Source organism: Pseudoalteromonas sp. T1lg22 (assembly GCF_002964645.1).
GTDB lineage: Bacteria > Pseudomonadota > Gammaproteobacteria > Enterobacterales > Alteromonadaceae > Pseudoalteromonas.
The window spans coordinates 18423-32604 of sequence record NZ_PQBY01000017.1 but is presented as its reverse complement, the minus strand read 5'-3'; the positions used below and the strand labels follow the sequence as shown (position 1 = coordinate 32604).

Genomic DNA, 14182 nt, shown 5'->3' with positions numbered 1-14182 from the left:
TGTCGGCGCAAAGCACCGACCTACATGACCGCGATAGTCAGCGCAGTACAAGACCGCCGTTGTCGGCGGCCCGAAAAAAACTAATGGTGATGACCACCCTTTAGCGCCTGACCATCACTGCTGTAAAAGCCCGAGGCACCATGCTCGATAAAACCCTGATTAATCATTTTCGCCAGGAAAGGGTCTTGCTCGTTGTCGCCAACATCCGCATAGTCGGTGCTCTGGTAACTATCCCAAAGTGCGAACTGGCGCTCAACCGCTTGTGGGTTAAGCTCATAACCCTGCAGCTTTAAGCTGTTTACTTGCTGCCACTGACCTTGGTCGTCCTGCTGACTTAGGGTCATGTTTTTTACCAGCTTAAGCTCGGGTAGCCAGGTAATGGCCAGCTTTTGCTGTTTATTGCCATGCTCATAGAATTCTTCACGTTCGCAGCCCTGCCCCTCAGAGCGCAGCGGTTGCTCCAGTAAGGCATTGCTTACTAACTGATATTTTTGGGCCCACTCAATTTTTTGACCCTGACTTTTAAGCTCGCCGGGCTGGTACTCAATACCTCTTTGGTATTGCTCAAAATAGCGTATTGGACGTAGCTGACCTGCGCTTAAACGTTGCCATTTTTCAACAAGGCCCTGAGCCATCGCCTGATGGGCAACTTCCTGATGCAAACGCCACAGGTTAAAGTCTTTACCGTCCTGCTTGCCCTGTTGTTGCTGATAGCTGGCTTTAAGCACGTCGGCATTGGCATCACATTGTTCGGCTGGGGCTGCGTTGGCAACACCCGTAAGGGCACAACACAGTGCCGCGAGGGGAAAATACTTCATTTTTATTCCTTCAATACCAATTCTGTTGGGTATGTGAGCAAATATAGCGCTGGATAAATGATGTGATAACAAGGCGGAGTTTTTCTTATGTAGTTATTCTACATAGAAAAATTCTAACGCAGTTAGCACGATATTTAGCCCGCTAGAATGATTAGCTATTTAAGTGAATTGGTATAAGCAGGGCCGAGCATCGGCTCGGCCCATGGCTTATTACTTAGCTAGCTTGGCTTCTGCTTTGCTTACCAGGTCAGCGGCATAGTTCATCACGTGGAAGATGTAACTTTGCTCATTGGTACCTGTTACCAAGTGCGCGCCAGGGCCTTGAGCATAAACACCCACGTCCTCACCGGCGTGCGTTTCTGAGCTCATAGGTACCAGGGCTTCCTGGTGGAAACCTGGAGATGCAGTATCGATACCGCTAAGGTCAACACGACCGGTAACGATTTCGCCGTTATAGCTGGCGTCGGCATCGGTTTCTGCGCCCAAGTCTTTAAAGCCGTTACCATTGGTGTAACCCAAGGTAGTGTAAGGCATATTATCGGCAGCCAGAGTTGGCTTATCGCTGCCTACACCGACAACCTTACCCAGAATTGGGTTACCACGCTTAGGATAACCGGCAATGGTAAATACGTGGCTGTGGTCAGCGGTAACGATAATCAGGGTTTCTTCGCTGTTGGTATTGTCGATAGCCGCTTGTACCGCATCGGCAAAGGCCACGGTATCATACAAGGCGTTATAAGCATTACCGGCATGGTGAGCATGGTCGATACGACCCGCTTCCACGGTCAGGAAGAAGCCTTCATTGTTATTATCAAGTACGTCGATGGCCTTAGTGGTCATCTCGGCCAGCGACGGCTCACCGGCTACGTCATTGGCACGGTCTTGCTCGTACTGCATATGTGATTCGTTGAACAAACCAAATACGCGCTCTGTGCTCGCCGGGTCAATCTTATCGAAGCCGGCCTGATCCATCACATAAGTGCCGCTTGGATAGGCTTGCTGCCATTTAGCCGTAAGGTCGATACCATCGGTACGATCACCCTCTGTGCTGCTAAGCGCATCGGCACTGTTAAATGCAGGGTCTTTAGGCAGGAAGTGACGACGACCGCCACCCATAACTACCTCGATACCGTCCACATCTACTGCGAAACGTTTTTCCAGGTTTTCCTCGAAGTTAACCAGCTGCATGGCGATATCCTGACAGCCCTCAGCCACAGCTGCGGCCGGCATATCAGAGACATCTTCCCAGTTACGGTCTGCCGACTTAGCATAGGTTGCCGCCGGAGTGGCATGGGTAATACGTGCCGTTGAGATAATACCGGTAGACTTACCGGCAATTTCCGCCAGCTCTAATGCCGTTACCAGCTCGTTACCATAAACAGAAGCACAGCTGCCGCGCTCTACCGCTTCGGCCACACCGATCACGCCAGCATCGGTTTTTACGCCCGAGGCCATGGCGGTCATGGTACCGGCTGAGTCCGGTGTTTGTGCATCGACGTTATAAGTTTTTGCGAAACCAGAGTAAGGCATGGCTTCAAAACTAAGCTGGTGTTCTTCACCGGCCTTGTTTTCTAGCTGACCGGCAAGAATACGCGCCGCAGTCACGGTAGAAACACCCATGCCATCACCAACAAACAGGATCACGTTTTTAGCCTTGCCCGTAGTCGTTGCTAACGCTTCGCTACGCTCTTGAGCCTGACCCACCTTTTGCTGCGCATCAGTAAACCAAGGGTTGCTGGTTAAGCTTGCCAGCTCAGATGCATCCAGTGAGGTTTTAACGTCATTACAAACGGTTTTACTACCATCTACTTCGCCTTGCTCTAGCTGGCCGTTACCATTATCGTCGGCACCAACCTGAGTCAAAACACCGCCATTGATACACTGGCTGTCACCAACCGGGATAGCGCTGTCCAGGCTTAGGGTCTTTGGCGCATCATCATCCGAGCAACCAGCTAATGCAGCCAGCACTGCTAGAGAAAGAAAACTTAACTTTTTCATTTTATTAATTCCTTATTGCTTGGTTAACTCAAGCGCCGAATCGATAATGTGGAAAACCACGCTTTGCTCAACAACACCCTGCGCCAAGTGTGCGCCTGGGCCCGTGGCATGCAGAGAAATATCTTCACCGGCATGAGTTTCTGAGCTTAATGGAATAGTTGCTTCTTGGTGGAAGCCTGGAGTCGATGTGTCCATACCTGTGATATCTTGGCGGCCCGCCATAGGCGCATCGTTGTAGCTGGCGTCGGCATCGGTTTCAACGCCCAGGTCACGGAAGCCCAGACCATTGGCGTAACCCAGGGTAGTGTAAGGCTTACCATCGGCGGCCAAAGTTGGCTTCTCGCTGCCTACGGCCACAACCTGACCCAGGATAGGGTTACCACGCTTCGGATAACCGGCAATGGTAAATACATGGCTGTGGTCGGCAGTAACCAGGATAAGGGTTTCTTCCGGGTTGGTATTTTCAACCGCATGCTGTACCGCTTTGGCCAGTTCAATGGTGTCATACAGAGCGTTGTAAGCATTACCGGCATGGTGGGCGTGGTCGATACGACCCGATTCTACGGTCAGGAAGAAGCCCTTGTCGTTGTTATCAAGGATATCTATGGCTTTAGCCGTCATCTCAGAAAGCGAAGGCTCACCGGCAATATCGTTTTCGCGGTCTTGCTCATACTGCATATGCGATTCATTAAACAGCGCAAACACACGCTCGGCATTATCGCTAAGGGCTTCAAAACCGGCACGATCCCAAACATACACACCGTTTTCGTATTGCTCTTGCCATTGCGCCGTTAAATCAAGACCATCGGTGCGGTCGCCTTCAACCGTGCTAAGGGCATCGTCACTGTTAAAAGCTTCGTCTTTAGGCAAGAAGTGGCGACGACCACCGCCCATCACGACTTCGATACCATCGACATCTGTGCCCAGGTAGCGTGCTTCTAAATTCTTTTCAAAGTTAACCAGCTGTGCGGCGATATCCTGACAACCTGCGGCAACCGCTTCTTCTGGCATGTCTGACACATCTTCCCAGTTACGGTCGGCCGACTTGGCATAGGTTGCCGCTGGCGTTGCGTGGGTGATACGCGCAGTTGAGACAACCCCGGTGCTTAAACCACGGATCTCGGCCAGTTCCAGCGCCGTTACCAGCTCATTGCCAGCAACCGATGCGCAGTTACCGCGCTCTACATCTTCGTCAACACCGATAACACCGGCATCGGTTTTTACACCGGAAACCATGGCTGTCATGGTACCCGCCGAATCTGGAGTCTGGGCATCGACATTATAGGTTTTCATTTGCGCCGAATACGGGAATTGCTCGAAGCTAAGGTAACCTTCTTCGCCGAGCTTGTTATTGTCTTGGCCCTGTAGAATACGTGCTGCGGTCAGGGTCGAAATGCCCATGCCGTCACCGACAAAAAGGATCACGTTTTTAGCTTTAGTTTTTTTCTCTGCAGTGGCCTGCTGTAGCTTAGTGTTCAGCTTGTCTTGGTCGGCTTGATACCACTGGCTATTGGCTTGTGCTTCTGGCAAAACAGATGCAAAAGCCTGGCTTGATAGGGCCAGAGCCACTGATGTAGCAAGGGCTAACTTTGTCACTTTCATGATTGGTTCCCGAGTATTGGTTAAATAGCGCAGGGTAGAGATACGCCTCTGTCGCGCTGATGCTTCAAAGCAAGGGATTTCCTTGCTGCAGCCCATACTCTAGTGAAGGAATGTTGCTAAAAAATAACTGTTTGTTGACCCTAAGATGACGAGAATATGACAGAGAGAAGTCAGTAAGGCCATCGGCTGGCGAGATTTTAGGCATAAAAAAACCCAAGTCTAGGACTTGGGTTTTTCTGTAAAAAAGACGGCTAATTACTTAGCAGCTTTTTTCGCTTTTTCAGCTGCAATTACTTCGTCCGCTACGTTGTTTGGACAAGGTGAGTAGTGTGAGAACTCCATAGAGAACTGACCACGACCTGAAGTAATAGTACGTAGGTGGCCGATGTAACCGAACATCTCAGATAGTGGTACTTCACCCTTGATGCGAACGCCCATAGCGCCTGCTTCTTGGTCTTTGATCATACCACGACGACGGTTAAGGTCACCGATTACGTCACCCACGTTGTCTTCCGGAGTGAACACGTCAACTTTCATGATTGGCTCAAGAAGCTGAGGGCCCGCTTTAGGGATAGACTGACGGAATGCGCCTTTAGCAGCGATTTCGAACGCGATTGCTGATGAGTCAACTGCGTGGAAGCCACCGTCGAATAGCTCAACTTCAACGTCTAGCACAGGGAAGCCTGCAAGTACACCTTGATCCATCATTGAAGCAAAGCCTTTTTCAACTGCTGGCCAGAATTCCTTAGGAACGTTACCACCAACAACTGAAGAAGTGAACGTGAAGCCAGAGTTAGGCTCACCAGGCTTGATACGGTAGTCGATCTTACCGAACTGACCAGAACCACCAGACTGTTTCTTGTGCGTGTAGCTATCTTCAACTTCTTGAGTGATAGTTTCACGGTAAGCAACCTGAGGCTGACCAACGATTAGGTCTACACCGTAAGTACGCTTAAGAATGTCTACCTTGATGTCTAGGTGAAGCTCACCCATACCTTTAAGGATGGTTTCGCCTGAATCTTCGTCAGTTTCAACTTGGAAAGAAGGATCTTCTGCAACCATTTTACCGATAGCAACACCCATCTTCTCGTTACCGCCTTTGTCCTTAGGAGCAACAGCGATTGAGATTACTGGATCAGGGAAGATCATTGGCTCTAGTGTACATTCGTGCTTAGGATCACAAAGAGTGTGACCAGTTTGCACGTTCTTCATACCAACAACTGCGATGATGTCACCGGCTTGTGCAGAAGAAAGCTCTGTACGCTCGTCCGCGTGCATCTCAACCATACGGCCGATACGCTCAGTTTTACCAGTAGCTGAGTTAAGGATGGTGTCACCCTTGTTAAGCTTACCTGAGTAAATACGGATAAAGGTTAGGGCGCCGAAACGGTCGTCCATGATCTTAAACGCAAGTGCGCGGAACGGCTCGTCAACAGAAACTGTTGCTACTTCACCAGTCGCTTCACCTGTATCAGGATCTGTTAGTGGCTGAGGATCAACTTCAGTTGGAGACGGTAGGTAGTCAACAACGGCGTCAAGGATAGGCTGCATGCCCTTGTTCTTGTACGCAGAACCACAGAAAGTTGGGAAGAAGGCTAGATCACGTGTACCTTTACGGATACAAGCTTTGATCTGTTCCATTGAAGGCATTTCACCTTCCATGTAGGCTTCCATTAGGTCGTCGTCTTGCTCAACTGCAGTTTCGATTAGCATCTCATGGTATTCTTCAACTTTGTCTACCATGTCTGCAGGAACGTCAGTTACTTCGTAGTTTTCTGGAAGGCCTGAGTCATCCCAGATGTATGCTTTCTTCTCAAGAACGTCAACAACACCGCTGAAATCGTCTTCGATACCGATAGGAAGAGTCATTACAAGAGGAGTTGCAGCTAGTACGTTTTCTACTTGGTCAACAACGCGGTAGAAGTCAGCACCCATACGGTCTAGTTTGTTAACGAAGATCAGACGAGCAACGCCAGATTCGTTCGCATAGCGCCAGTTAGTTTCTGATTGCGGCTCAACACCACCAGAACCACAGAATACACCGATACCACCGTCTAGTACTTTAAGTGAACGGTATACTTCGATAGTAAAGTCTACGTGTCCAGGAGTATCGATGATGTTGAAACGGTGGTCTTTCCAGAAACAGGTAGTCGCAGCTGACTGGATTGTGATACCACGCTCAGCTTCCTGTTCCATGAAGTCAGTGGTAGTAGAACCATCGTGCGTGTCACCGATTTTGTGGATCTTACCGGTAAGCTTAAGAATACGTTCTGTAGAGGTCGTTTTACCCGCATCAACGTGCGCGAAAATACCAATATTTCTGTATTTTGATAAATCTGCCATTTCTATACTCTGATTGGTCGAAAAATTATTCGGCGGGAGTATATCACCTCTCGTGGCGAACATCATCATAGAAACCGCTTAAAATGCAATCAAATTTAGAAAAACTAAGCGAGCGGGTCTTCGCGGATGCTTAAAATGTCGTCCGCTGCCGCACCATGATAAAAAATGAGATCGAAACTTGGTACGGCCAGTATTTTAGGAGCGCGAAAAGCGAGGTAGAAGTGGTGTTTCAAGCTGATATTAGCGAGAGCAAGATATCAAGGCGATACGCAGTGGTGGCGATCCTGGATGACCTACAGAGAAAGTTTACAAGGAAAGTGCTTGTGGGAGCTGTGAATATTGACGGCGAACCGACGACCAGAGGTCGGAAGAGAATAAATTTGAAAACTTTAAGTGAGAAAAAACTAAAAGTTGGTTTCGGGTGCTGTGAACGTTGAAAGCGAACTGACGACCGGAGGTCGATAATTATAGATTCAAGGGAGAATAATAAGAAAATCTACCAAGGAATTGGTTGCGGGAGCCGGATGTGAACGCGACACGCCGTGGCGACGACCGTAGGTCGAACAATAATAAATTTGAAAACTTTAATTGAGAAATCACTAAGAATTGGTTGCGGGAGCCGGATTTGAACCGACGACCTTCGGGTTATGAGCCCGACGAGCTACCAGGCTGCTCCATCCCGCGCCAGTAGACTTGAAAGTTGTTTTGCTTCTGCTTTCGAAAGAAGTGGCGTATCCAATTAAGAATTGGTTGCGGGAGCCGGATTTGAACCGACGACCTTCGGGTTATGAGCCCGACGAGCTACCAGGCTGCTCCATCCCGCGCCAGTAGACTGAAGGTTTATTTTTGACTTCTAACCGAACAAAAAGAAGTTGGTTGCGGGAGCCGGATTTGAACCGACGACCTTCGGGTTATGAGCCCGACGAGCTACCAGGCTGCTCCATCCCGCGCCAGTAGACTTTAAAGCTTCATCATCGTCGGGAACCGACGACCTTCGGCTTTTAGGCTTAGCAGTCCGGCGAATGATTTATCATTCTGCTCCATCCCGCGCCTGTAAATTTCGAAACTCAACCCTGTCAAAAACACACTGATTTAGCTTCTACCGCTGGTATTGAGGAGTGTCCCCTAGCCAGCGAGAGCGCCATAATATAGCAAAAGAGTGAAAATGCAAGTTTAAATGCTAAGAACGCGACTAGATGCTGCTTTTTCCACCAATTCAGTCGTGGTGCGAGCGTTGATGTGGGCTGATCATCTTTTGCCATTCCCAATCGGGGTGACCCATAACTATAAAGTCGGGATTTTCGGTCGACTCCCTTTGATTATAGGTCAGAGGATTGAATTCGGCATCGGTAATACTGCCTCCAGCCTCTTCAACTATCACCTGTGAGGCGCCTGTATCCCACTCGCCTGTAGGGCCGATGCGCATAAAGCAGTCGGCCTTACCTTCGGCAACAATGCAGGCCTTTAACGAGCAGGAGCCTAAGGGTACGGTATCAAATGTGGTGTTTAGGTATTGGCTTACCGCTTCGAGTTTTTGCCTGCGACTGACCGCAAGCGTAAGGCCGCCTGGTTGCGCCACACTAATGCGTTCTATGCCTTTAGCACTCTTTTTAAAAGCACCATGTTGGTAGGTGGCATAATAGGTGATGTTTTTCGCCGGCCAGTGGATCACCCCTAAAACCGGGCGATTATTCTCAACCAGGGCAATATTGACGGCAAAGTCGCCGCTTTGAAGAATAAACTCGCCGGTGCCATCCATTGGGTCCAACAACCAATAACGAGACCAGTGTTTTCTGTCCGCCAAGGGGGGAATAGGCGTTTCTTCGGACATAATGGGGATATCGCTTGCTAATTCTTGCAGACCGGCGACCAATACCGCGTTCGCCGCAAGGTCGGCCTTAGTGACCGGCGTATCATCGGCTTTTACTTGCCTGCCAATATCCGGCTGACGATAAATCGCCATAATTGCTAAGCCAGCCTGTTCAGCCAATTCAATGCATGGCTCTAAGAATTGTTGCAATCTTACCCCCTCTCCTAAAACTTACTAGGAAGCCTTCACTAATAATAGCAAAGCGGCAACGCTTCGCGCCTCAGTAAAATCCGGTTCTGCCAACAGTTGCTGCCATTGTGATTTTGGCCAGTACACCACCTCTAAGGGTTCGGGCTCATCACCGGGTAAACGTTCGGGATAAAGTTCAGTGGCGGCAATAATGTGCATATGGGCATTAAAATAGCTTGGCGCCAATGATACCTTCTTGAGGGCCTTCAAGTTATGTGCGCCAAAGCCTACTTCTTCTTTAAGTTCACGCACCGCCGCCTGCTCAGGGGTTTCACCGGGATCGATCAAGCCTTTGGGAAACCCCAGCTGATAATCATTGGTGCCGGCACAATACTCGCGCACCAGGATCAGCTCATCCTGCTCGGTAACCGGCACTATAAGCACGGCTCCTCTGCCGCCGCCACGAATACGTTCATACTGGCGCTGCTCACCGTTGGAAAAACATAAATCTAAGGTTTCGACTGTGAATAAGCGGCTTTGAGCAACCACTTGCGTGTCGAGAATTTGTGGAGGAGTTGGATGCTTTTTCTGTGTCATGGCCGCGACTTTGTTATTATCACCTTAATGCTCATCATAATTGTTTTAATAGGAAAAGCCTATGCCAAATTGGGCCAATATCGACACCGTGCTACTGGATATGGATGGCACTTTACTGGATCTGCATTTTGACAATCATTTTTGGCTGGAACTGATCCCCCAGGCCTATGCCAAGCGCCACCAAATAAGTCTCGTCGAAGCCCGCGATATCATAGCCCAGCGCTATGAAGAGGTGCATGGACAACTGCAATGGTATTGCCTGGATTACTGGCAGCAGGAATTACAGCTGCCGATCATGGAGCTTAAACGCGAGATACAACACCTTATCTCCATCCGTGATGACGCTATTGTGTTTCTCAAGGCCTTAAAAGCGGCGGGTAAGGAATTGATTCTGCTCACCAATGCCCATCGCGACAGTTTAAGCCTGAAGGTGGAGATGACCGAGCTGGATCAGTATCTGGATCTGCTTATTTCCACTCATGACTATGGTGTCAGTAAGGAAGAGCAGAGCTTGTGGCTGCAGGTGCAAGAGGATTTGAAATTCGATAAGGAGCGCACCTTGTTTGTGGACGACAGTGCGGCTGTGCTGGCATCGGCCAAACGCTTTGGTATTGGCCACCTGCTGGCGGTGGCCAACCCGGATAGCAAGCAACCGAGTCGCCAGCTAGCCGGGTATGAAAATATCACCGACTATCGGGATATTTTACCTATCTAGGGTTACGCTGGGTAACGTTGTTGTAAGCCCTGGTAAACCAGGTGGGCAAAGTCTGGGTTTTCTGTATCCAGGCTTTTCACCACTTCCACCAGGTGCTCGTTGTCTTCCTGGCCATGCCACACCTTGATATAGGTGCCATCCTTATAGCCGTTATCCTGGCGGAAGAAATTAAGGGTATTTTTACCAACATAACCACGATACAGGTCATCGATATTCATGCCGATTTGCTGCATACAGCCGGCAAATGCCGCGGCGTTAAAGGATTTGTCATTCACCGCACTGGCGGCCAAGACTTCTAAAGTGGCTTTAAAATCCGCTTCGCTATGCACTTGCGCCATTTCCTGCTCAAGAGCGGCGGCTAGATCGGCAAAAGAGGTTTCACCGTCAATGCGTAGGCTTAGGCCAAAGTGAAAAATATCCACCAGCTCTAATATTACTTGCTCGGTGTCGGGCGTTTGCTTTTTCCACCATTTCCAGCCGTAGTGATCGAGCATTTCCGCACACTCAACCCAGATTGCTCGATACCATTCAAAGCCTTGGTCAAACCATTGCTCATGCACTTTGGTATTCATGGCATGTTGCATTTCCAACATAACGGCTATTTTTTTTGCAGCACTCGACATTTTATCTCTCACATTCGCGGTTAATAAACCTATCATACCGTTAACTGCAAAGAGAGTGAAAGGGATTAGCCACTTCCCCTACTCTGGCTCTGGGTCTGCAGCGAATTCAAGGCAATAAAAAAGGAGCCCAGGCTCCTTTTTTGTGTCTCTTAAATTTTATCTTAAGCGGTAATCACAGACCCCTTGGGTCACATATCGGGATTCAAAGGGGGCACCGCTGGTAAATTCAAAACGCATATCCTGAAGATTAAAAATAGGATGAGGGTGCTCTTGAATCCATTGCTGAGTGGCCTGACAAATGCCTTCAAGTTTATGCAAGCGGAAAGTGTTTACCACCACCACGGCATTACCTTGCTCCAGGTAGCTGCGCTGAATATTCTCAACCCAATCGGTGTGCGTAAAGTTACTACGCAGATAAAAAGCCAGGTCGGTTTCGTCGGCTTCTTTAGGGCCTACGTCCGGTGCCTGACGCGCTTTTTGCGCAAACTGCATCAGCGACATCTGCTCACGCACCACCTGTTCACGGTGTCCCGCAGGACAAGGCTCCGTGGTGTAGGCCACTTTACCCGAAGGGCTAATACACTTATTCAACTTCTTTTCATTCGCCTGAGCAGTGAATGCCGTTGCGACAATAATTAAAAATATAGACCAATAGTGCATTGTTATTCTCTTTCTAATAGGCACGAGCACAACAATTTTGCCAAAACAAACACTAGTACACAAGTGTTATAAAATTGTTGCACCATAAACTGCTAAGCTAACGATTTTCCAGACGATTATAATCAAACAGGCCGTATTCATTGCCGCGGTAGCGCTTTGAGACCTGGTGTAACAAGTCGCTATAGCGCCAAAAATCCGGGTCGCTGCGACGCACCGCAAAGCGACTTTTCAGGGCCCGATACTGCTGCTCATTGCGCATCTGTTCCAAGCCTTGCACAAAGGCAGTTAGCTGCTCTTCACTGAGCACCCACAAGGCTTCCGGATAGTCACCGATAAAACCGGGCACCACCAAAGCCTTATCTTCATCGTAGGCGCGCTGCGCCTCTTCGCGTAGCAGGCTGCTGATATTGTAATGGGCGTTATGGTGCACCAGGGTATAGGCCTGATACTCAGACTCCTTATCGCCCACCAGGATATAACTGACCTGGGGCAATAGGTTTACCGCCTTACTATCTAGGGCATTGAGGCGCTGCAACACCTCTGGCGCCTGACGATAGTCATAACGTTTGCTCAGCACAGGCTCCAGTTTGGCCGCCAACTTGCGATAAAGCTCCTGCTGCATATCGTCGCTGCTATAGCTTATCCCGCTGGGTTGGGTAAAGCGGATGTCCGAGTCTTTAAGGAACTCGACCAGGCTTTTCGGTGAGCGGCGATACCAGTGGGCACGCAATTGGGCACGCTCCTCCAGAGGTAATAAAGACAAAAAGTTGTCTTCCCCTTCCATACGCAAAAAGTCCATATAGAGACGGGTGAGCAGCTGATGACCGACATTACCGTAAACATCAAACCCGGCCACCAGCAGGTAATGAATGCGCTCGAACAGGGAATAGTCGAGGATCCACGCCGTTTTCGGCGCTTCGCCCACCCAGCCCTTCACCACAGTAGCACTGTTAAAATGGCGGAAAATGGTCAAGGCGGCATTGTCATTATAGCCCTCCCCCTGCCAGAGCAGGTCCGGGGTTAAGTGCTGACCGTCGGCAAAAACTTCGTTTGCCAAAGCCGCTTTGGCTTCTAGAAATTCGCTTTGCTTGGCGGCATATTTGACCCAGCTAGAGATGGGCAGTGCATTACTTTGTTCCTGCGCTGGCATATCCAGAGTGTCTTCATGACGCTCTAAAAATTGCTCGAATTGCTCGGCACCGATAAATTGCGGATCGACAAAGGCCACCCAAAATTGGTCATTGATCACATTGAGGGCGATTTGCCCGCGACATACCGGGCCTTGAATAAAGCCGCGAATAATCAACTCGGCCTCATCCAACATAAACTGATAGCGAGAGCGCACCGGGATGGCGGCAAAGGCCTTAAAGGGGTTGGAGGCCACCTCTATGCTATAACCGGGCAAACGGGTGACCTGGTACTCGGCATCAATAAACTGCTGCTGCAGACGCGCAAGTTTACCGTCATTCAGCAATAGCGGAATATTGGTTTTCGCCAGTACTGTACTGTGGGACGCCTGTAAACGGTAATAAACGCGCTTAACCTTGGGGTCTTCATAAGGACGGCGGGTGGCGATCACCTTAATGGCTTGCCCCGGCGGCGTGCTGGAGCGCACCAGCTTAAAGAATTGTCCGCGCTCCACATCAGCAAAATAGATATTGGCCAGATACCAATGCTCATAAATATAACGGGCGCTCAATCTGTGCTTTAACTCGTCGCGATTAAGAAAGGTTTCCCACTTATCGACCTCGGCCTGTAACCCGGTACTGATCTCCGGGGCGTCGGGTAAGGGCGCCCCCAGCTGCAACCAATTCGTCAGGGTTGCCATTTCCGCATTGTTTAGCGCAGGTAAGCCATAGGGCATACCCGCCAACGGGTTGTCGAGAGCGTAGTCTTCAAATTCTTCTATGGTCGGGCAGCTTTGCTGGCGATCCAGGCTAAAGTCAAACTCCTTACCCAAGATGGCCTGTTCTGGCAAAGGATGCTGCTGTTTAAGAGCCAGGGAGCGATACATAACGCTGGCCATTAAATTGGCCTGAGGATTTTGCTGGCGCTCATTGAGCACCGGATTAAATCCCTTATCACGCCACTGCGCCGTGGTGTGTGCATCGATAAATAAACGACTCGGCTCGGACGCCAATAACCGGGTACCGTCATACACCAAGTCTTTTGAGGTACCACGCTCTATGCCCTCAGGTGAGGACATTTTCAGCTGGCACGGCGCATCATAACAGCCATGACAGACCACACAGCGGTTATCGATTATGGGTCTAACCTCTTGTTGGAAGAAGTTCTGCTGCTCGATAGAAATGGGATGCTGACGATTTTCCACCAGCTGTTGGCCGTAGAGACTGTCATATTTCTGAGCACCAAGTACGGCGCAGCCGGTACAAAACGCCAGAACCAGCATCCACGCCAGTTTATTCATATTCGTCACCGAGGTCGAAGGTTGGCATCATTTCCAACTGGGGCGAAACGTAGCTTTGACCATCGCTGCACTCCAGGACTGCTGCCAATAACGGGCCACGACTTAAAGTCAGCATGGCCTGATGCTCACAAGACAACAAGGGCTGAGCCTGAGGACGCAGCTCATAGCTGCTAAGCTGCAGGCTCACCGTTTGCTCGGCGCTGGGGTTTTGGCATAAATGCGCCAGCAGATCTTCGTCCAGCTCTATCTCTAACAGCAGATCTGGTTCATTCATGTCGCGAGAATAAAGTGAGTCATTGAGTAAAAACAAAGGGAGGCTAAGCACAGCGCCTTGCGATAATTCCACGGAAAACCCCGAAAAAGTCGATAATCAGCCCTCATAATAGCAAAAAAAGTCTT

11 protein-coding genes and 3 tRNA genes are annotated in these 14182 nt (G+C 49.7%); 1 reads left to right on the top strand and 13 read right to left on the bottom strand.

What is annotated here, in order from left to right:
- Positions 1 to 80 precede the first annotated feature (80 nt).
- From C2M24_RS12610 to nudE, 9 genes are all read right to left on the bottom strand, one after another.
- A complete protein-coding gene (locus C2M24_RS12610; RefSeq protein WP_105215325.1) occupies positions 81 to 818 on the bottom strand; it encodes a hypothetical protein in 738 nt (245 codons plus the stop codon).
- 210 nt (positions 819 to 1028) lie between these two features.
- Complete coding sequence (locus tag C2M24_RS12605; protein ID WP_105215323.1) at positions 1029 to 2816, bottom strand: alkaline phosphatase; 1788 nt, start codon at positions 2814 to 2816, stop codon at positions 1029 to 1031.
- A gap of 12 nt (positions 2817 to 2828) precedes the next feature.
- Positions 2829 to 4418 carry an alkaline phosphatase gene (locus C2M24_RS12600; RefSeq protein WP_105215321.1) on the bottom strand — a complete coding sequence of 530 codons (1590 nt, stop codon included), beginning with the start codon at positions 4416 to 4418 and terminating at the stop codon, positions 2829 to 2831.
- Between the two features lie 255 nt (positions 4419 to 4673).
- A complete protein-coding gene (gene fusA / locus C2M24_RS12595) occupies positions 4674 to 6761 on the bottom strand; it encodes an elongation factor G (protein ID WP_105200389.1) in 2088 nt (695 codons plus the stop codon).
- Between the two features lie 607 nt (positions 6762 to 7368).
- Positions 7369 to 7445 (bottom strand) — tRNA-Met (locus tag C2M24_RS12585).
- A gap of 63 nt (positions 7446 to 7508) precedes the next feature.
- Positions 7509 to 7585: transfer RNA gene (locus C2M24_RS12580), tRNA-Met, on the bottom strand.
- Between the two features lie 49 nt (positions 7586 to 7634).
- A tRNA-Met gene (locus C2M24_RS12575) sits at positions 7635 to 7711 on the bottom strand.
- Positions 7712 to 7977: 266 nt separating this feature from the next.
- Positions 7978 to 8781 carry a 3'(2'),5'-bisphosphate nucleotidase CysQ gene (gene cysQ / locus C2M24_RS12570; RefSeq protein ID WP_105200368.1) on the bottom strand — a complete coding sequence of 268 codons (804 nt, stop codon included), beginning with the start codon at positions 8779 to 8781 and terminating at the stop codon, positions 7978 to 7980.
- 24 nt (positions 8782 to 8805) lie between these two features.
- Positions 8806 to 9357 (bottom strand): ADP compounds hydrolase NudE, encoded by a 552-nt coding sequence (gene nudE / locus C2M24_RS12565; protein ID WP_105215317.1) that lies wholly within the window; start codon positions 9355 to 9357, stop codon positions 8806 to 8808.
- A 61-nt stretch (positions 9358 to 9418) separates the two neighbouring features.
- On the opposite strand from nudE, the gene yrfG reads away from it, so the two are divergent.
- Positions 9419 to 10072 (top strand): GMP/IMP nucleotidase, encoded by a 654-nt coding sequence (gene yrfG / locus C2M24_RS12560; protein WP_105215315.1) that lies wholly within the window; start codon positions 9419 to 9421, stop codon positions 10070 to 10072.
- Positions 10073 to 10074: 2 nt separating this feature from the next.
- On the opposite strand, the gene C2M24_RS12555 is transcribed toward yrfG, so the two are convergent.
- From C2M24_RS12555 to C2M24_RS12540, 4 genes are all read right to left on the bottom strand, one after another.
- Positions 10075 to 10695 carry a dUTP diphosphatase gene (locus C2M24_RS12555; protein ID WP_105215392.1) on the bottom strand — a complete coding sequence of 207 codons (621 nt, stop codon included), beginning with the start codon at positions 10693 to 10695 and terminating at the stop codon, positions 10075 to 10077.
- A 156-nt stretch (positions 10696 to 10851) separates the two neighbouring features.
- Positions 10852 to 11355, bottom strand: coding sequence for a hypothetical protein (locus C2M24_RS12550; protein WP_105200371.1), 504 nt, complete (start codon positions 11353 to 11355; stop codon positions 10852 to 10854).
- A gap of 97 nt (positions 11356 to 11452) precedes the next feature.
- A complete protein-coding gene (locus C2M24_RS12545; protein ID WP_105215313.1) occupies positions 11453 to 13783 on the bottom strand; it encodes a fatty acid cis/trans isomerase in 2331 nt (776 codons plus the stop codon).
- On the bottom strand, positions 13776 to 14129 hold the full coding sequence (locus tag C2M24_RS12540; RefSeq protein WP_105215311.1) for a hypothetical protein: 354 nt from the start codon (positions 14127 to 14129) through the stop codon (positions 13776 to 13778). Before C2M24_RS12540 ends, C2M24_RS12545 begins: the two co-directional genes overlap by 8 nt.
- Positions 14130 to 14182: the final 53 nt, after the last annotated feature.

Excerpts from the sequence above, each read along its gene's own strand:
- C2M24_RS12610 (WP_105215325.1), bottom strand. The coding sequence starts at position 818 with ATGAAGTATTTTCCCCTCGCGGCACTGTGTTGTGCCCTTACGGGTGTT.
- C2M24_RS12605 (WP_105215323.1), bottom strand. The coding sequence starts at position 2,816 with ATGAAAAAGTTAAGTTTTCTTTCTCTAGCAGTGCTGGCTGCATTAGCT.
- C2M24_RS12600 (WP_105215321.1), bottom strand. The coding sequence starts at position 4,418 with ATGAAAGTGACAAAGTTAGCCCTTGCTACATCAGTGGCTCTGGCCCTA.
- fusA (WP_105200389.1), bottom strand. The coding sequence starts at position 6,761 with ATGGCAGATTTATCAAAATACAGAAATATTGGTATTTTCGCGCACGTT.
- nudE (WP_105215317.1), bottom strand. The coding sequence starts at position 9,357 with ATGACACAGAAAAAGCATCCAACTCCTCCACAAATTCTCGACACGCAA.
- yrfG (WP_105215315.1), top strand. The coding sequence starts at position 9,419 with ATGCCAAATTGGGCCAATATCGACACCGTGCTACTGGATATGGATGGC.
- C2M24_RS12555 (WP_105215392.1), bottom strand. The coding sequence starts at position 10,695 with ATGTCGAGTGCTGCAAAAAAAATAGCCGTTATGTTGGAAATGCAACAT.
- C2M24_RS12550 (WP_105200371.1), bottom strand. The coding sequence starts at position 11,355 with ATGCACTATTGGTCTATATTTTTAATTATTGTCGCAACGGCATTCACT.
- C2M24_RS12545 (WP_105215313.1), bottom strand. The coding sequence starts at position 13,783 with ATGAATAAACTGGCGTGGATGCTGGTTCTGGCGTTTTGTACCGGCTGC.